At 42.2% G+C, this 16922-nt stretch carries 18 protein-coding genes; 7 read left to right on the top strand and 11 right to left on the bottom strand.

The window, feature by feature from the left end:
* Positions 1 to 52: 52 nt before the first annotated feature.
* Together ffh and SB49_RS08580 are read left to right on the top strand one after the other, a co-directional pair.
* Positions 53 to 1390 carry a signal recognition particle protein gene (gene ffh, locus SB49_RS08585; protein WP_062055688.1) on the top strand — a complete coding sequence of 446 codons (1338 nt, stop codon included), beginning with the start codon at positions 53 to 55 and terminating at the stop codon, positions 1388 to 1390.
* Between the two features lie 40 nt (positions 1391 to 1430).
* The gene (locus tag SB49_RS08580; RefSeq protein WP_062055685.1) at positions 1431 to 2315 is read left to right on the top strand and encodes a bifunctional 5,10-methylenetetrahydrofolate dehydrogenase/5,10-methenyltetrahydrofolate cyclohydrolase; all 885 of its coding nucleotides are present in this window, start codon (positions 1431 to 1433) and stop codon (positions 2313 to 2315) included.
* Positions 2316 to 2339: 24 nt separating this feature from the next.
* Here SB49_RS08580 and SB49_RS16035 read toward each other — a convergent pair whose 3' ends face one another.
* Positions 2340 to 2486, bottom strand: a complete 147-nt coding sequence (locus tag SB49_RS16035) for a hypothetical protein (protein ID WP_156036451.1) — start codon at positions 2484 to 2486, stop codon at positions 2340 to 2342.
* A 200-nt stretch (positions 2487 to 2686) separates the two neighbouring features.
* Here SB49_RS16035 and SB49_RS08575 point away from each other — a divergent pair, with 200 nt between their 5' ends.
* Together SB49_RS08575 and SB49_RS08570 are read left to right on the top strand one after the other, a co-directional pair.
* Positions 2687 to 4417 (top strand): alpha/beta hydrolase-fold protein, encoded by a 1731-nt coding sequence (locus SB49_RS08575; protein ID WP_062055683.1) that lies wholly within the window; start codon positions 2687 to 2689, stop codon positions 4415 to 4417.
* 18 nt (positions 4418 to 4435) lie between these two features.
* Positions 4436 to 4891 carry a GNAT family N-acetyltransferase gene (locus tag SB49_RS08570; RefSeq protein WP_062055681.1) on the top strand — a complete coding sequence of 152 codons (456 nt, stop codon included), beginning with the start codon at positions 4436 to 4438 and terminating at the stop codon, positions 4889 to 4891.
* 39 nt (positions 4892 to 4930) lie between these two features.
* Here the strand turns inward: SB49_RS08570 and SB49_RS08565 are convergent, their stop codons facing one another.
* The 5 genes from SB49_RS08565 to SB49_RS08545 all read right to left on the bottom strand — a co-directional run bounded on the left by SB49_RS08565 (position 4931) and on the right by SB49_RS08545 (position 8790).
* Positions 4931 to 5356 (bottom strand): VOC family protein, encoded by a 426-nt coding sequence (locus SB49_RS08565; RefSeq protein WP_062055679.1) that lies wholly within the window; start codon positions 5354 to 5356, stop codon positions 4931 to 4933.
* A 31-nt stretch (positions 5357 to 5387) separates the two neighbouring features.
* On the bottom strand, positions 5388 to 6227 hold the full coding sequence (locus SB49_RS08560) for an alpha/beta fold hydrolase (RefSeq protein ID WP_062055677.1): 840 nt from the start codon (positions 6225 to 6227) through the stop codon (positions 5388 to 5390).
* A 17-nt stretch (positions 6228 to 6244) separates the two neighbouring features.
* Positions 6245 to 6607, bottom strand: a complete 363-nt coding sequence (locus tag SB49_RS08555; protein ID WP_062055676.1) for a cupin domain-containing protein — start codon at positions 6605 to 6607, stop codon at positions 6245 to 6247.
* A 103-nt stretch (positions 6608 to 6710) separates the two neighbouring features.
* Positions 6711 to 7262, bottom strand: coding sequence for a hypothetical protein (locus SB49_RS08550; RefSeq protein WP_062055674.1), 552 nt, complete (start codon positions 7260 to 7262; stop codon positions 6711 to 6713).
* A 7-nt stretch (positions 7263 to 7269) separates the two neighbouring features.
* Complete coding sequence (locus SB49_RS08545; protein ID WP_062055672.1) at positions 7270 to 8790, bottom strand: helicase HerA-like domain-containing protein; 1521 nt, start codon at positions 8788 to 8790, stop codon at positions 7270 to 7272.
* Between the two features lie 89 nt (positions 8791 to 8879).
* Here SB49_RS08545 and SB49_RS08540 point away from each other — a divergent pair, with 89 nt between their 5' ends.
* Positions 8880 to 9332, top strand: a complete 453-nt coding sequence (locus tag SB49_RS08540) for a Rid family detoxifying hydrolase (protein ID WP_062055670.1) — start codon at positions 8880 to 8882, stop codon at positions 9330 to 9332.
* Positions 9333 to 9393: 61 nt separating this feature from the next.
* On the opposite strand, the gene corA is transcribed toward SB49_RS08540, so the two are convergent.
* The 5 genes from corA to SB49_RS08515 all read right to left on the bottom strand — a co-directional run bounded on the left by corA (position 9394) and on the right by SB49_RS08515 (position 13598).
* Positions 9394 to 10458 carry a magnesium/cobalt transporter CorA gene (gene corA, locus SB49_RS08535; protein WP_062055668.1) on the bottom strand — a complete coding sequence of 355 codons (1065 nt, stop codon included), beginning with the start codon at positions 10456 to 10458 and terminating at the stop codon, positions 9394 to 9396.
* A gap of 89 nt (positions 10459 to 10547) precedes the next feature.
* Entirely contained in the window at positions 10548 to 11354 is an 807-nt protein-coding gene (locus SB49_RS08530; protein ID WP_062055666.1) for a hypothetical protein, read from the bottom strand.
* 38 nt (positions 11355 to 11392) lie between these two features.
* The gene (speB, locus tag SB49_RS08525; RefSeq protein WP_062055664.1) at positions 11393 to 12169 is read right to left on the bottom strand and encodes an agmatinase; all 777 of its coding nucleotides are present in this window, start codon (positions 12167 to 12169) and stop codon (positions 11393 to 11395) included.
* 42 nt (positions 12170 to 12211) lie between these two features.
* Positions 12212 to 12682, bottom strand: coding sequence for an SRPBCC family protein (locus tag SB49_RS08520; RefSeq protein ID WP_082591097.1), 471 nt, complete (start codon positions 12680 to 12682; stop codon positions 12212 to 12214).
* Positions 12683 to 12899: 217 nt separating this feature from the next.
* Complete coding sequence (locus tag SB49_RS08515; protein WP_062059040.1) at positions 12900 to 13598, bottom strand: arylesterase; 699 nt, start codon at positions 13596 to 13598, stop codon at positions 12900 to 12902.
* Positions 13599 to 13671: 73 nt separating this feature from the next.
* Here SB49_RS08515 and SB49_RS08510 point away from each other — a divergent pair, with 73 nt between their 5' ends.
* Both SB49_RS08510 and SB49_RS08505 read left to right on the top strand, forming a co-directional pair.
* The gene (locus tag SB49_RS08510; protein WP_062055660.1) at positions 13672 to 14358 is read left to right on the top strand and encodes an ABC transporter ATP-binding protein; all 687 of its coding nucleotides are present in this window, start codon (positions 13672 to 13674) and stop codon (positions 14356 to 14358) included.
* Entirely contained in the window at positions 14355 to 16913 is a 2559-nt protein-coding gene (locus SB49_RS08505) for an ABC transporter permease (protein ID WP_235537722.1), read from the top strand. The genes SB49_RS08510 and SB49_RS08505 overlap by 4 nt, the downstream gene beginning before the upstream one ends.
* The last annotated feature ends 9 nt before the right edge of the window (positions 16914 to 16922 follow it).

Genomic DNA, 16922 nt, shown 5'->3' with positions numbered 1-16922 from the left:
TCCCACTTCCCATTGTTATTCTTAAATTTGCAATTCTTAATACTGCAAGACTATGTTTGATAATTTAAGCGAAAAGTTAGATAAGGCATTACACGTCCTCAAAGGGCATGGACAGATAACGGAAATAAATGTTGCTGAAACCCTTAAAGAGGTTAGAAGGGCTTTGTTGGACGCAGATGTCAATTTTAAGATTGCAAAAGAATTTACCAATACGGTCAAGGAAAAGGCGTTGGGCCAAAATGTACTGACTTCCCTTCAGCCAGGGCAGTTGATGGTGAAATTGGTAAAGGATGAGTTGATAGAGCTCATGGGTGGTGAAACAGAGGGCATAGACCTTTCTGGGAACCCTTCCATTATTTTAATGTCGGGTCTACAAGGTTCTGGTAAGACTACATTTTCTGGAAAACTCGCCAATTTCTTAAAGACCAAAAAATCAAAAAATCCTTTGTTGGTTGCCTGTGATGTTTACCGTCCTGCGGCGATAGACCAGTTACACGTTGTTGGGGACCAATTGGAAATTGAGGTATACTCGGATAAAGGTAATAATGATCCCGTGGCGATTGCCAAGGCTGGTATCGCCCACGCGAAGGCCAACGGACACAATGTGGTCATCATAGATACCGCTGGTCGTTTGGCAGTGGATGAGGCCATGATGAAGGAAATCTCCAACATCCATAAGGCCATTGAACCTCAAGAAACCCTTTTTGTTGTAGATGCCATGACCGGTCAGGACGCAGTGAATACTGCCAAGGCCTTTAATGACATCCTTAATTTTGATGGGGTAATCCTTACCAAATTGGATGGTGATACCCGTGGTGGTGCCGCTATTTCTATAAAATCGGTGGTAGATAAGCCTATTAAATTTATTGGAACAGGAGAAAAAATGGATGCCATTGATGTATTCCATCCTTCCCGAATGGCAGATCGTATCCTAGGGATGGGAGATGTTGTTTCATTGGTAGAGCGAGCACAAGAGCAATTCGATGAAGAGGAAGCACGAAAGATCCAAAAGAAAATTGCCAAGAACACCTTTGGTTTTGATGACTTCTTGAGTCAGATTCAGCAAATAAAAAAGATGGGTAGCCTAAAGGACCTGATGGGGATGATCCCTGGAGCCGGCAAGGCCCTTAAAGGGTTGGATATAGATGATGATGCCTTCAAACATATTGAGGCCATCATACATTCTATGACCCCCGATGAACGTGCCAATCCTGCCGTATTGAACGCTAGCAGAAAAGTACGTGTAGCCAAAGGGAGTGGGAGAACGGTACAGGAGGTGAACCAATTATTGAAACAGTTCAACCAAATGAGCAAGATGATGAAGATGATGCAAGGCGGTGGCGGTAAAAAGATGATGCAAATGATGGGTGCCATGAAGGGGATGAAGTAATTGAACCCTGATTTAAAAACTAATACCTAAAAAAAATACTATGGAGCTATTGGACGGAAAGAAAGTTTCCAATCAGATTAAGGAGGAAATTGCCGTTGAGGTTTCCAAAATGAAGGAACGTGGAGAAAAGGTTCCGCATCTGGCAGCAATAATCGTTGGTAACGACGGTGCCAGTCTAACCTATGTGGGCAGTAAGGTACGTTCCTGTGAAAAGGTAGGATTCGAATCTACCTTGGTAAAAATGCCAAGTACCACTTCTGAACTTGAATTACTGAAAAAGATAGAGGAACTTAACGAAAATGACGATATCGACGGTTTTATCGTTCAGCTTCCCTTACCTCCACAGATAGATACACAAAAAGTCTTGTTGGCCGTGGACCCAGATAAGGATGTGGACGGATTCCACCCTATGAATTTCGGTAAAATGGCACTGGATATGAGCACGTTTATTCCGGCTACTCCTTTTGGAATTTTGGAATTATTGGAGCGCTATAATGTGGATACCAAAGGAAAGCATACCGTTGTAATAGGAAGAAGCCATATTGTTGGTCGCCCTATGAGTATCCTTATGGGCCGTAAAGGATGGCCAGGAAATTCCACGGTCACATTGACCCATAGCCACACTAAAAATATTACACAGATAACCTCCCAGGCAGATATTATTATATCAGCCCTTGGTGTGCCCAATTTTTTAAAGGCAGAAATGGTGAAGGACGATGTTGTGGTCATCGACGTGGGAATTACCAGAGTAGCAGATGATACCAAGGAAAAAGGGTATTATATTACTGGGGATGTGGATTTTGAGAACGTTAGCAAAAAGGCATCCTTCATTACCCCCGTTCCGGGTGGGGTAGGACCTATGACCATAGCCATGCTCCTTAAGAACACCTTATTGGCAAGGGAACGTCACAGAGGAAGAAAATAATATAACAACTATGAATGCCTCAATTTATTGGGGCATTTTTGTTTTATAGTTCGTCCCTTGAATACTGTCATAGGGGTTTAACACATCTATATCATTACTGTCGTCATAATCACAACTGCTTATGGCAATGATGCTGCCAAACACCAAGAATACGGCTAATGCTTTTTTCATAGACCAGAAATTTAGTAGGTATCAAAACCTAGTCCTCTTTAATAACGTTTAAAATCAATTTTTCTTATGATCAACTGGATTACTATCCTCGCACTGGATATGTTCATCAATTACATTTTTTTGGCAAGGAGGTTGGCTTATGGGGTTTGATTATTCTCGGGAAAAGAGTATCTTTTCTCTAAATATATCCATTCCAAACCATGAAAAGAATTTTTCTCCTTATTGCCATTATTGGCATCGCATCCTGTCAATCAAACAAGGAAACCTCCAATCCCATTGCCATAAATGTATCCTTCTCTGATGCCGTTGGATCGGAAAAAATGGACGGTAGGTTATTGTTGATGCTGGCGGATAATGACCAAACAGAACCGCGATTTCAAATTAATGATGGTCTCAAGGCCCAACTGATCTATGGAAAAAATGTAGATGGAATGGCACCCAATGATAAAGTAGTCTTCAATGGGGAGGACTTTGGTTTTCCGATTGCGAGTATGACAGATATTCCACCAGGGGATTATTATGTACAAGCACTTTTACACAAGTATGAAACTTTCAATTTGTCCACGGGGCAGACCGTAAAATTGCCAATGGACAATGGGGAAGGCCAGCAATGGAAAACATCTCCGGGCAATATTTATAGCAAGCCCTTAAAGGTTACCATCACCGAAAATGGGATTCCGGATATAAATATTCAAATGGACCAGATCATTCCTCCAATAGAAGAGCCAGAGGACACGGAATGGATAAAGCACATCAAATTAAAATCCGAGAAACTCTCCAAATTTTGGGGGAGAGACATGTACTTGGGAGCCCATGTATTGTTGCCCAAAGGATTTGAAGAGCACCCAGAAGCCAAGTATCCGTTGATGATATTCCACGGGCACTTTCCGAGTGATTTTGGTGGATTTAGTACTACGCCCCCAGATCCCAATATGAAGCCGGAATATTCCTCACGTTTCAATGTTGAAGGGTATAATATAATTCAGGAACAGGAAGCATATGACTTCTATAAGCGTTGGAACGAACCAGATTTCCCTAGGTTCATTATCATCCAAATTCAGCACCCCACACCGTATTATGACGACTCCTATGCGGTCAACTCAGCCAGCCAAGGCCCTTACGGGGATGCTATTACCCATGAGCTTATCCCGTATATTGAAAAGAATTTTAGGGGCATGGGCGAAGGCTGGTCCCGTTTTCTCTATGGCGGTTCTACGGGAGGTTGGGAGGCCTTGGCTGTACAAGTGAAGTATCCTGATGAATACAACGGTTGTTTTGCGGCGTGTCCGGACCCTATTGATTTTAGGGCCTATTGCCTAACCAATATCTATGAGGATAAAAATGCCTATTACTATGACAGCAACTTTAAAAAATTAGAGGTACCTGCCCATCGCGATAACCTAGGCCAAATACAATCTACCTTGCGGGAAGGGAATCACTTGGAGCTGGTGTTAGGGGATAAGTCAAGGTCTGGACAGCAATGGGATATTTGGGAGGCAACGTATTCTCCACAAGGGGCAGATGGATACCCAGTTCGCTTATGGGATAAAATGAGTGGGGATATTAATGCAGATGTGGCTAAATACTGGCAGGAAAACTATGACCTTCGATATATTATGGAACGCGATTGGGACAAATTGGGAGATAAATTGAAGGGAAAAATACATATCTATTGTGGTGATATGGACAATTACTATTTGAACAATGCCGTGTATCTGATGGAGGACTTTTTAGAAAGTACCACAGATCCTTATTATGAGGGGGAAGTAGCTTATGGAGATAGGGCGGAGCATTGTTGGAATGGGGACCCGGACCAGCCCAATTACATTAGTCGACTGCGGTACAATACCATGTATGTGCCCAAAATCATGAAACGTATTGCTGAGAGCGCTCCTAAAGGTGCTGATCTGACCAGCTGGCGTTATAAATAATGATATCATAAAAATCCTATGGTTCGCATAGTTAAAACCGATGCCTCGCAGTCCGACTTTAAAAAGCTTGTGGCCCTACTGGATGGGGACTTGGCCGAAAGGGACGGGGAAGATCATTCGTTTTATGATCAATTCAATAAGCTACATCTTATAAAATATGCGCTGGTCGCCTACGAAAAGGATCTTCCCGTGGCCTGTGGGGCCATTAAGGAATTTGAGCCAGAAGTCATGGAAATAAAACGCATGTACGTGACTCCGAAAAAAAGGGGTGAAGGAATCGCTACTAAGGTCTTGTCCGCATTGGAAAATTGGGCACGGGAATTGGGCTACCAAAAATGTGTATTGGAAACAGGAAAAAGACAACCAGAGGCAATAGCCCTCTACACCAAGAATGGATATCAAATCATTCCCAATTATGGACAGTATGCCGGAATTGAAAACAGTGTGTGCTTTGAAAAATACGTGTCAGTCTAATACAAAAGAGGTTTGGAAGAGGTCTATGAACTATTCAGGTTATTTTGCAAATAACTGCCCCATATCTTTAAAAGATTTAAACTCCAAAGCATTGCCTGCCGGATCATAGAAGAACATGGTCGCCTGTTCGCCCACTTGGCCTGCGAACCTGATGTAAGGCTCAATGACAAACTTAACTTTTTTGGATTTTAAATCCTCAGCAAAATTCTCAAATTGGTCCCAGTCCAATACCACCCCATAATGAGGGACAGGAACGTCCTTGCCGTCTACGGGATTGGTATGCAATGATTCCTCTTTAGATTTGGGTTTGTAATGTATCACCAGCTGATGGCCAAAAAGGCTAAAATCTACCCAATGGTCACTACTACGGCCTTCCTCACAATTTAGGATATCCCTGTAGAAGGTTCGGCATTCGTCTAGGTTATGAACGGGGATGGCAATGTGAAATGGGTTTACTTTGGACATAGCGACTATTTTTGATAAAAATAAATGATTTTTATGACTTGAGGAAGTCAATAATTTTTTGGTTCACTTCTTCCTGATGAAGTGAATGCCCCAGACCTGAAGTTTTTAAAAGAGAACTGTTTTTCCATTGGCCATGGATTTTTTCAGCCGCGGAAAAGGGCGCTATCTGGTCAAGTTCATCGTGAACGATAAACCCTTTCTGGGCAATACTTTCCGAAAATCTGGCCGCAGAAAAGTGTTGTACTTCTATTTCGTATTGCTCTTTTATGTACGTTTCCAGTCCCGAAAGAACGGTGTCGTTAAAGCTCAATAAATTTTGGTAGTGGTCCATCATTTCCGACAGTTCCGAAGGGGAGCCTAAGGATACCAATTTTTTTATCCCGGGATTGGGGTACTTGTACTGGTTGTATATAGTGGTCATCCCGCCCATGGAATGCCCGATGATGTGGGAAGGTTGATAGTTGTGAATAACCTCATTGGCACACTCGGTATAGAGTGGTACATTCAAAATATTGCCAGCGGAATTTCCATGCCCGGGGGCATCAAGGGCAATGATGTTATAATTTTCCTCCTGTAATTTTTCAATCAGTATTTTCCATCGGAAGACATTGCTTTCCCAGCCGTGGAGCAAAAGCACAGTTTCGTTTGTGCCTGACCATTTGTATGTCTGAATATTGGTATTGGCCGCTTTAATTATTTGGTCCTTCGCATCGTCCAAATATTCTTTTTGGTGGGGCAAAACCTTGCCTTTTCGTGGCGTACAGTAAAGCATAAAAGCCTTTTCTGCGGCTTTTCTTTTGGAAACTAGGGACAAGGCATTAAAATACTGTCCGTAGGCAAGGGCCAAATATTTATAAATCAATTTTTCCATAGTTTCCACTTGTACTGCTATTCCTCCCGATTTACGCTTTCCATGGAAAATGCCGGGAGACAAACAGCGATGTATTCACAAGGAACATCAAAAGGATTTGAATATTGAATACGGGTATTTTTTTCAATTTTTATGGACTGTCCGGCTTCCAGGATCACTTGCTCCCCATCGATGATAAATTGTTTCTTTCCCTTGATGACATAGGTGTATTCATCAAATTCTGGTGTTTGGAAAGGTTCGCTCCATCCCGGAGGGGCAACCATATGGGCAATACTCACTTGGGAATTGCCATCGGTGGCCCTTCCAAAATGCTCTTCTATTAGCTTCCCGTCGGCAGTGGGGACCACAAAAGGGGCTTTTTGTACCGTGTATTTTTTCATTAGCTGTTTTGTTCATCCACCTCTTGACCTTGCTCGAAGTGATACTACTTATTTTTTGTTGGGTTCTCTGCAGACCTAGAGATTGCATTTATGGTAGTTGGAATTAATCCCAGCCTACCATAATGTATTTTATTTTTGCCACATCCGGAATCTGTACCGCTTCAATGTCACCGGCATAGGCATAGCGCAGACTTTCTGGTAATTCCTCCTTGTCTATGGTGATGTACATATCGCTATCACTTAAAAAGATGACCACATTGTTCATGGAGGTCACAATCTTATCAATGGTATAGTTGTCCTTGATGTCCTTAAAGGTGCTTACAAGACTTACCCCTTTATCAGATACAAAACGAGGATCGTAAATTCTAATATTCTCAATGGTAGGAATACTGTCCGTGTTGGGTGTCAAGGTCAATAAATGCACCCCGCCTTTTTCGAAGACCTGAATTTTTTCAGGGGTTGAGGTCAATTTGGAAACATTGGTATCCAAAACAATGGAGTCTTTTTCATAAAGCGCTTCTAAGTCGGACACCTTAGTGGTTCGGCTTATTTTGCCAACGTTATCTTTGGTGATTAAAAATTCCTTATCTGCTTTTTGGCATTGTATAAAGGTCATGGCAACTAGGGCCAAGGCAAAAATATTCTTGTTTTTCATAGGTTGTTTAACGCATTACTTTTTTTAGCACTCCCAAAACGCCTCTTATAAATGTAGCACTGGTGAGAACTTTAATTACAGGGTTTTGTCTTGTGCTTGTTCTTCTTCTGGTAGATCTTCTGCTAACAGTTTCTTTTTCTTCTTTTTCTTTTGCCTTTTCAGCTGCTATTTCAGCCTTTTCGATTTTCTCGTTCAGTATTTCATAGGCACTTTCGCGGTCTACAATATCGTTGTATTTTTTCACCAATTTGGAATTGTCTACGATAGATTTGAGCTCACTATCCGTAAGCACGTCCATACGGCTCATTGGTGCCCGTAACATGGTTGCGGCCAAGGGCGTAGGTCTTCCTTTTTCATCCAAGGCAGAAATCAAAGCCTCTCCAATACCCAAAGAGGTCAATACTTCCTTGGTGTCATAAAAGTCAGAATCGGGATAGTTTTCGGCAGTCAATTTAATTGCCTTTCTGTCTTTGGCAGTGAAGGCCCTCAAGGCATGCTGTACTTTAAGTCCCAACTGTGCCAAGACATCATCGGGCACATCGGTTGGGTTTTGGGTCACAAAATAGAGACCAATTCCCTTGGAACGTATCAATTTCACAATACTTTCAATCTGGTCCATCAGCGCTTTTGACGCTTCTTTGAAAATTAAATGGGCCTCATCAATAAACAGAATCAATTCTGGCCTATCACTGTCCCCTTGCTCAGGAAAGGTTGAATATATTTCGGCCAAAAGACTCAACATAAAAGTGGAGAACAATTTTGGTCGGTCTTGGATATCCGTAAGGCGTAGGATATTGATATAACCCCTGCCATCTTCATTGATGCGTACAAGGTCCTCTACATCAAAGGATTTTTCCCCAAAAAACAATTCGGCACCTTGTTGCTCCAATTCAATGATCTTCCGTAGGATGGTCCCAGTAGAGCTGGTGGAAATCCTTCCATAGCTGTCCTGGAATTCTTTTTTGCCTTCCCCTGTCGCGTATTGTAAAACTTTTTTGAAGTCCTTTAAATCTAACAAGGGCATTTTGTTATCGTCACAATATTTAAATACCACGGCCACGATACCTTCTTGGGTTTCTGATAGGTCCAAGATCCTGGATAGGAGGACAGGCCCAAATTCGGAAACCGTTGCCCTCAGTTTTACCCCTCCCTGTTCTGAAAGAGAAAGGATTTCCACAGGAAAACCTTTGGCTTCGAAAGGGATCCCAATTTTAGCATGGCGCTCATCAATTTTTGGGTGTCCTGGGCTGGGCTGTGCAAGTCCACTCAAATCTCCTTTCAGGTCCATTAAGAGTACCGGAATACCTTTGTCCGATAAATTTTCTGCTATAACCTGTAAGGTCTTTGTTTTTCCAGTTCCTGTTGCTCCGGCAATAAGGCCATGCCTGTTCAAGGTTTTTAGTGGGATCTTTACAAAAGCGTTGGTTACGGTTTCCCCATCCAAAATGGCAGAACCCATGGTGATAAAGTCACCTTTGGTGGTGTATCCTTCTTCAATGTGAGCAAAGAATTCGTCTTTGGTACTCATATGGTATATTTTTGATAAAAATAGGCTAATTTTAATGAACATAAAAGGGTGCTACCGCCAATATGGTAGCCAATTAAGCACTTTACATTATGAAAAATAGTTTATATCTACTTATTGCCTTGACATTGTTCTCAGTAACAACACTAAATGCCCAAGAGGAATCTACCCTTGTTTTCCATGCATCACATGAAGAGAAAAGGCAATCTGCCCCTTATAGTGATGCCGTAGCTGTGGGCAAGATGTACTTTTTGACCGGTCAGATAGGAATGGATCATAGCACAAGGACTTTGGTTACAGGAGGTATCAAGGCCGAAACGGAGCAGGTCATTAAAAATATTGCTGCAGTTTTGGAACACCATGGAATGAATTTGGACCGAGTGGTAAAATGTACGGTGATCCTGAGTACTATTGAGGATTTTGCTGCCTTTAATGAGGTTTATACCCAATACTTTACCAAAAAACCCGCTCGGACCACCTTTGCCGCCAGTGGGCTGGCCGCCAATGCCAAAATTGAAATAGAGGTAGTAGCTGTTAAAGAATAATTATATAAGCTAAGAATAGAAGTAGAATGTTTCCTTTCTAATTAGCCTGCCTTTATTTGGATTAAAGCCATTTTTTTCTTCTAAAGTAGATCAGCATTCCTATGACCACTAGGATCATAATCCCCCACATGATAAAATAGCTGTATTGGTAATGTAATTCTGGCAGCACATCAAAGTTGGTACCATAGATCCCTGCAATGAAGGTCAAGGGGATAAAAATGACCGAAAAAACGGTCAGGAACTTCATGATATCGTTCAATTTGCTGCTGATCATGGTATGGTAGATGTTCAACTGGTCGGATAATATTTCCCGATAGCTATCGGAGGATTCCGCCGCTTGGTTGGCATTTGCCAGAAGTTCCTTATAATGCACATAGGTGGTCTCTTCAATAAATTCGGATTCCATTTTGGAGAGGGCCAAGATCATTTCCCTGGAGGGGTTGATATTTTTCCGTAGGAAATTCAGTTCCCGCTTATACCCATTGATCTCGTCTATAACACTCTGGTTTGGGTCTTGCAATAGCTTTTCCTCCAAGGCCTCAATATTATCTCCTAAAACACTTATGATGTAGATGTAATTGTCCACCACAATATCCAAGAGGGCAAAGGCCAAATAATCAACGCCAGAATTCCGAATTCTTTTCTTGTTGTTTCGTATCCGCTCCCTAACAGGATCAAAAACATCTCCCTTCTTTTCCTGAAAGGAAATAAGCACCTTATCCGTTAGGATGAGGCTTAAATTTTCTACTGTTATATTTTGGGTCTTCTCATCCTGTTGCAACATTTTGATGGAAAGATAGATGCAATTGGCATATTCATGCACTTTGGGCCTAGCCTCGGTGTCCATGACATCTGCGAGGATAAGCTTGTCTATATTGAACCCTTTGGAAATTTCTTCCATGATCGTAATGTTGTGGAGTCCGTCTACATTGAACCAGGTTACCGTTGGTTTTTCTTGGTACTCCAAAACCTGCTTGACGGTCTGTATTGCACTTTCTTCCAAGTTGTCGGAGTCAAAGTCGATCAACCGGAGATATACCTTCTCAGCTTTTTTCTTGCCCCTAAAGTATAGGGCATCTGGCGCCAAGCCTATTTCTTCTTTCTTTTTTTTAACAATTCTAGACATATAGGTGAACCTTAAGATTAGCAGGTGTATTATGTTAAGGTACTATTTTTTTTAGAATCCGGAACCAGAAGTTGCTTGCTGAGGTTGGGTTACAATTGCTCTAGGGCATGAATGAAATTTTTTATGAAATCCATCCTTTTTGGTTCACTGAGGGCATCTAGGGACAGGAAAGGGTTTAGGTCTTCCACTTCTACCAACAACAGGGAATTGTCTTTCAGCCTACACCCATCTATACGTACGATGCCCCGTTCCATGTTGTTCCATTGGACAAATTTATCAGCAAAGGCCAGGTCATCATCTGTGGCAAAGTATTCCTTTAATTCCCATCGTTTTTCTTTATTTGGGGCGTAAAGGGCATATTGAAAACTATTGTTGAGGTGATAGAATGAAACCTCATATTCAAAATCGAGGTAAGGTTGAATTAGCCTGCCTTTTAAATCAAGTTTTAATACTTCTTCTTTGGTCAGGAATTCCATCCCAATAGAGTCGGCCCCATTTTTCAGTTTTATCACATAGGATGCAGGATCGCCAAGTTTATCCAGATTTTTCAAGTGGTCAATGGTGGGAATAATGGGGTAATTCAAATCCATTAGATCCAATAGATATTGTTTGCCTTTTATATCGGCCTTGCCATCAAAGGAATTGAAGGTAATAATATCCTTTTCTTTCGCCTCTGCTACGAACTGTTCAAAATATTCCTGGTAGCCAATGACAGATCCTGTGTTCCTAAATACGAGTACATCCGCTACATCCAAGTAAGATAGTACCTGATGGGGGTGTCCTATAAGGATGTTGAAATGTTCTTTTAACAGGGCGGTGATATATAAATCTTCCTCATAATATTTTCGGCCTTTGGCCTCATAATAGAAATCGGTAACGTATAATATGGTCTTCATTGATCTAATACTGATATTGCTAGGGTTTCAAGGTAATCTTAAAGCATTTTCGCCAAGATTTCCTTCATCATCTTTGCCGCTAAAAAAGCGGTCATATCCTGAAAATCCCGAGTGGGATTGTATTCTACGATATCGGCTCCGACTACTTCAGCATCGATATTCTGTATGAGATCAATAACCTGTCTAGAGGTAAGTCCGCCAGGTTCATGATGGGATACTCCAGGCGCAAAAGCAGGATCAAATCCATCCATATCCAGGGAGATATAAAGTGGATTTTTGAATTTTGTGAGGCTCGACAAGTTTAAGTTGTTCATAGGGTGTATTTCCACTCCGAACTTTTTGGCTTGTTCCTCTTGATGGGTATTTAAGGTACGGATTCCTACTTGCACCAAACGCACGGCAAATCCGTTTTCCATAATCCGGGCAAATGGACAGGCGTGGGAGTAGGGATCACCTTCATAATTGTCATATAGATCTGCATGGGCGTCTATATGCAGAATATCCAAAACTGGATATTTAGCATGTAGGGCCTTTACAATAGGAAAGGTTATGGAGTGGTCACCACCAAGGGTCAGTATTTTGGACTCAATGTTCAAATGGGTTTTGGTGATCCCTTCAATATCAAAATAGGAGGTGATCTCAAAATCACCCTTATCCACGATTTGACCACTTTCTATAGTGGTTCCAATTTCGGCAAAATAATTCATGGAGCCAGAGTGCAAGGCTTTTCTAATTAGCTCTGGTGCCTGGGCAGGACCTTTTTGGTAAGAAGATTTGTCATCGTACTTAATTCCTTGAATGAGGATATTGGACATAGGTGGAGCTTGGATTTATATTGTGTTGGTCTTTTTTCTTATTTAATGGTTCCCCAATTCTTTGGGATATCTATCGGCAACAAGGTTCAATTCTATCCCATGCTCCAAATAGGCTTTTAGGCCGGCCAATACCCATGAAAATCCCCCTGTAGAATCTCGGATGCCTGATAGTATTTCATCTGGGGAGCCTTTAAAACCAGTGTTGGTAATGGACACAAATGTCCTGTAGTCATCCAAGGCTTTGAATTCCCATTCCACAAGCTGCTTTTTATCTCCTTCGCCCCATTCTATGATCAATAATTCGTTGGTGACCAGTTTCAAGACATGTACCGGAATACTGTGATCGTACATTTCCCAGGTCCAATCCACAGTTCTTCCCTTTTCCAAAATACCCGAGCTTTTGGTGAACCAGAATTTTGTGGTGATTTCGGGATTGGTAAAGGCCATAAAAACCTGTTCTACCGGCTTTCTAATCATCATGGCTGCGTGTGCAAAGTTATTGGTGTCGGTCATGATTTAATTTTTTGTTTTTTTATTTATAAATGTAGGTAATTAGGGCCATAATAAGATAGCGCTAAAGCTACTTTATCCCAAATAACGATTATAAAGAAGCTAGGGGAGGAATACGGTAAGCAGTTGAAAATAAACTCCCAAGTTGCCCAGGCCAACTCATGGATATTAAGGGAAGAACTTCAAATAATCAGCTCAAATTCCTCATTTTTTTCAAAGCCTACTTTTCTAGGAGTAGGGGCTCTAAAACAGGCCAAACATTTTGGTAGGCTACTATTTTTTGGCCCTCTACGGTAGGGTGTATGCCATCTGCTTGGTTCAAGGATGGGATTCCTGCCACCTTCTCCAATAGAAATGGGATAAGCGCCGCATTGTTCTTTGCGGCCAATTCTGGAAATATCTCCCTAAATTCGGAAGTATATTCTTGCCCCATATTCGGGGGGATCTGCATCCCGGCAAGGACTATTTTTGTTTCAGGGTTTTTTGCCCGAACCTTATCAATGATGGTCTGAAGGTTGCTGCGGGTTTCTTCTAGGGGAATTCCTCTGAGTCCGTCATTGGCGCCCAATTCCAATACGAAAATATCCACTTTTTGGTTGAGCACCCAATTGATCCTATTTTTCCCTGCTGCTGTAGTTTCTCCGCTGAGGCCAGCATTCACCACGGTATAGGGCAAATTAAGGGAGTCCAGTCTCTGTTGGATCACGGCAGGGAAAGCCTCATTGGGATCCAAGCCCATACCGGCAGTAAGGCTGTTACCAAAAAATAGGATAACTTTTTCAGAGGCTGTTGAACTATTGTTGTTTTCCTGTTGGATTTCCTTATTTATTTCCTGTGATTTTTTTTTAGTGGCATTCTCTCCACAGGAAACGGTAAGTAGGAATACCAAAAAATAACAAAAGGTTAACAGGGTTCTCATAGGCTTACGGATTTTAATCAAAATCATTTCTTTATTTTGCTTCCTTTCGGAAAGTGAATATAAAAGTAGGGAAATGACAAAGATATTAAACATACATAACCTAGGGAAAACCTATATCAGTGGGTCCAAGGAATTAACGGTACTTCAAGATATCAGTTTTGATATTGAAGAGGGGGAAACCTTCTCTATTGTTGGTCCATCTGGAAGTGGTAAGACCACTCTTTTAGGGCTATGTGCAGGTTTGGATCAAACAGATACTGGTTCCATAGCGTTATGTGGTACCGATCTAGGCAGTCTAAATGAAGATGAGCGGGCACAGTTGAGAAACAAGCACGTTGGTTTTATTTTTCAGGACTTCCAATTGTTACCTACACTTACTGCCCTAGAAAATGTGGCTGTGCCCTTGGAACTCAGAGGGGACAAGAGTGCCACAAAAAGGGCAGTGGAGCTTTTGGGCAAGGTAGGACTGGCCGATCGTATCCACCATTATCCTTCACAACTTTCCGGAGGGGAGCAACAACGGGTTGCATTGGCAAGGGCCTTTTGTAACAAGCCTTCCATTTTGTTCGCCGATGAGCCTACAGGAAATTTGGATGTGGAAACCGGGGAAAAAGTGGTACAGCTGCTTTTCGAGCTAAATAAAGAATTGGGCACCACTTTGGTGATTGTTACCCATGATTTGGAATTGGCACAGAAGACCCAGCGGATTTTGCGTTTAAAAGGAGGTAGGATTATGGAAGACCAAACAGTTGCAGGATGATCGATAAGAATTCTTCTACATATTCAAAGGCTGCAACCACATGGCTGCTAAAAATGGCATGGCGCGATGGCCGGGCCAGTGGAAGCAAGCTGGTACTATTTATGGCTTCCATCATCCTTGGGATTGCTGCCGTGGTGTCCATTCAGTCCTTTGGGGAGAACCTCAAAGACAATATTCAATTACAATCCAAGGCACTTATGGGTGCTGATTTTATTATAGACAGCGGAAAGCCTCCAAATGAGAGGGTACAATTTCTTATGGATTCCTTAGGGGGTGCCAATGCGAAAGAGATCAATTTTGCTTCGATGGCCGCCTTCCCTAAAACCGATGCCGCAAAGTTGGTACAGGTTAGGGGGATAGAGGGAGGTTTTCCATTTTATGGGGAACTGGAGACAACACCTGTTACTGCGGCTAAGGAATATCAAGAACAGGGAGCCGCATTGGTAGACGCCACTGTAATGCTCCAATTGGGTATAAAACCTGGGGATAGTATAAAAGTGGGGAATATAACCCTGCCAATTGCCGGAGCACTGAAATCTGTGCCTGGAAGTACGGCCATCTTTAGTTCCGTAGCTCCTCCAATTTTAATTCCCTACCGGTTTATTGAAGAGACCGGATTGATTCAACAGGGGAGTAGGGTAGATTATGAATTTTATTTCGTGGCCAAAAAAGGGGTGGATATGGAGCAATTGGATAAAATCCTGGATCCGCAATTGGATGCCGAGGATGCCGATCTGGATACCCATACTTCCACTAGTGAGCGCTTAGGGCGCAGGTACGATAATTTTGGGAAGTTCCTGAACCTGGTCGCTTTTATCTCCCTATTATTGGGCTGTGTGGGTATCGCCAGTGCCATCAATATTTATATCAAGGAAAAACTACGTGCCGTGGCCATTCTTAAATGTCTGGGGGCTACCCGCAAACAGACCTTTGTGATCTATTTGATACAGATTGCCGCTATGGGACTTTTGGGGGGGATTATAGGAACTGTAGCCGGACTTCTGTTACAACAGTTATTTCCATTGTTGCTGCAAGGACTTATTCCCATAGAGATCCAAATCTCATTCTCTGCCCAGGCCATATTTATGGGCTTGTTGTTGGGTGTCCTAATGTCCGTACTTTTTGCCCTATACCCATTGATAGGAACCTTGTACGTGTCACCTTTGCAAACATTGCGCGTTGGGACGGATGGAGTGAAAAAATCTAGAAAGGCCTTGTTGCTGGTGTCTTTGGGAATTACCCTATTTGTTTTTCTCTTTGCCCTTTGGCTGTTGAAGGATTGGCGTTATTCTTTGGCCTTTGTAGGTGCCATATTAGTGACCTTCTCTATTTTGGGTGGGGTAGCCAATCTGTTCATGAAAGGAATAAAAAAATATTTCCCGAGCTCTTGGGGCTTTACCGCCAGACAGAGTCTGCTGAACCTCTTCAGGCCACAGAACCAAACCTTAACGCTGGTCCTGGCGATTGGGGTGGGAACCTTTTTGATAAGTACCTTGTATTTTACCAAGGATATATTATTGGATCAGGCTTCTATAGAATCCAATTCCGACAGTCCCAATATGATTTTATTGGATGTGCAGGCCGGACAGGAATTGGCAGTGGCGAATACTATAAAAACCAGTGATTTGCCTGTATTGGATGATATTCCAATCATCACCATGAGGGTAGAAAGTATCAAGGGGGTCATGGCGAATGATATTAGAAAGGACACCACCTCTACCATCAACCAATGGGTTTTGAACCATGAGTTCAGGGTCACTTATAGGGATTCCCTCATTGCTTCTGAAACCATGGAGGCTGGGGAATGGACCAGAGAGGTCGCTTCCAGGAATTTAGTTCCCATTTCCGTGAGTGACAATTTTGCTGAGGATGCAAAAGTTCAGGTAGGTGATGAACTGACTTTTAACGTACAGGGGGTACTTTTGAAAACGGTCATTGGCAGTATCCGCACAGTTGATTGGAGTAGGATGCAATTGAATTTTTCCATTGTTTTCCCCAAAGGGGTTTTGGAAGATGCGCCACAATTCCGAGTGTTGACCACCAAAGTGCCTAATGAAAGGCAATCGGCCCTTTTGCAAAAGGAATTGGTAAAGCAATTTCCAAATGTTTCCATCTTGGATCTAAGGCAAGTGCTATCTGTTATTGAAGGGCTCTTGGAAAAAATTTCCTGGATCATTAATTTCATGGCATTTTTCAGTATTCTTACTGGTATCATTGTGCTATTGGGTGCGGTTCGCACCAGTAAATACCAGCGTATCAAGGAAAGTGTGCTCTTGCGTACCATTGGTGCCAAAAGCAGTCAGATTTTAAAGATTACTGCTTTGGAATATACCTATTTAGGGGTTTTGGGTGGTTTGTCGGGGATTCTCTTGTCCTTGATCGGGAGCCAATTATTGGCATTGTTGGTATTCAAAACCTCCTTTGTGCCTTCCATGTTCCCATTTTTGGTACTGTTCCCGGGTATTACCCTTTTGGTTTTAATTATAGGGTTGCTCAACAGCCGCAGTGTGGTCAAAAGTCCACCTTTAGAAGTATTGCGCAAGGAGGGAAGATAAAAGATAAAA

This window comes from Sediminicola sp. YIK13 (genome assembly GCF_001430825.1).
Taxonomy (GTDB): domain Bacteria; phylum Bacteroidota; class Bacteroidia; order Flavobacteriales; family Flavobacteriaceae; genus Sediminicola.
The sequence above is the reverse complement of the archived record's forward strand: the minus strand, read 5'-3'. Positions and strand labels throughout refer to the sequence as shown.

Bases quoted from the DNA above. Each gene is read 5' to 3' on its own strand.
- ffh (WP_062055688.1), top strand. From the start codon at position 53: ATGTTTGATAATTTAAGCGAAAAGTTAGATAAGGCATTACACGTCCTC.
- SB49_RS08580 (WP_062055685.1), top strand. From the start codon at position 1,431: ATGGAGCTATTGGACGGAAAGAAAGTTTCCAATCAGATTAAGGAGGAA.
- SB49_RS16035 (WP_156036451.1), bottom strand. From the start codon at position 2,486: ATGAAAAAAGCATTAGCCGTATTCTTGGTGTTTGGCAGCATCATTGCC.
- SB49_RS08575 (WP_062055683.1), top strand. From the start codon at position 2,687: ATGAAAAGAATTTTTCTCCTTATTGCCATTATTGGCATCGCATCCTGT.
- SB49_RS08570 (WP_062055681.1), top strand. From the start codon at position 4,436: ATGGTTCGCATAGTTAAAACCGATGCCTCGCAGTCCGACTTTAAAAAG.
- SB49_RS08565 (WP_062055679.1), bottom strand. From the start codon at position 5,356: ATGTCCAAAGTAAACCCATTTCACATTGCCATCCCCGTTCATAACCTA.
- SB49_RS08560 (WP_062055677.1), bottom strand. From the start codon at position 6,227: ATGGAAAAATTGATTTATAAATATTTGGCCCTTGCCTACGGACAGTAT.
- SB49_RS08555 (WP_062055676.1), bottom strand. From the start codon at position 6,607: ATGAAAAAATACACGGTACAAAAAGCCCCTTTTGTGGTCCCCACTGCC.
- SB49_RS08550 (WP_062055674.1), bottom strand. From the start codon at position 7,262: ATGAAAAACAAGAATATTTTTGCCTTGGCCCTAGTTGCCATGACCTTT.
- SB49_RS08545 (WP_062055672.1), bottom strand. From the start codon at position 8,790: ATGAGTACCAAAGACGAATTCTTTGCTCACATTGAAGAAGGATACACC.
- SB49_RS08540 (WP_062055670.1), top strand. From the start codon at position 8,880: ATGAAAAATAGTTTATATCTACTTATTGCCTTGACATTGTTCTCAGTA.
- corA (WP_062055668.1), bottom strand. From the start codon at position 10,458: ATGTCTAGAATTGTTAAAAAAAAGAAAGAAGAAATAGGCTTGGCGCCA.
- SB49_RS08530 (WP_062055666.1), bottom strand. From the start codon at position 11,354: ATGAAGACCATATTATACGTTACCGATTTCTATTATGAGGCCAAAGGC.
- speB (WP_062055664.1), bottom strand. From the start codon at position 12,169: ATGTCCAATATCCTCATTCAAGGAATTAAGTACGATGACAAATCTTCT.
- SB49_RS08520 (WP_082591097.1), bottom strand. From the start codon at position 12,682: ATGACCGACACCAATAACTTTGCACACGCAGCCATGATGATTAGAAAG.
- SB49_RS08515 (WP_062059040.1), bottom strand. From the start codon at position 13,598: ATGAGAACCCTGTTAACCTTTTGTTATTTTTTGGTATTCCTACTTACC.
- SB49_RS08510 (WP_062055660.1), top strand. From the start codon at position 13,672: ATGACAAAGATATTAAACATACATAACCTAGGGAAAACCTATATCAGT.
- SB49_RS08505 (WP_235537722.1), top strand. From the start codon at position 14,355: ATGATCGATAAGAATTCTTCTACATATTCAAAGGCTGCAACCACATGG.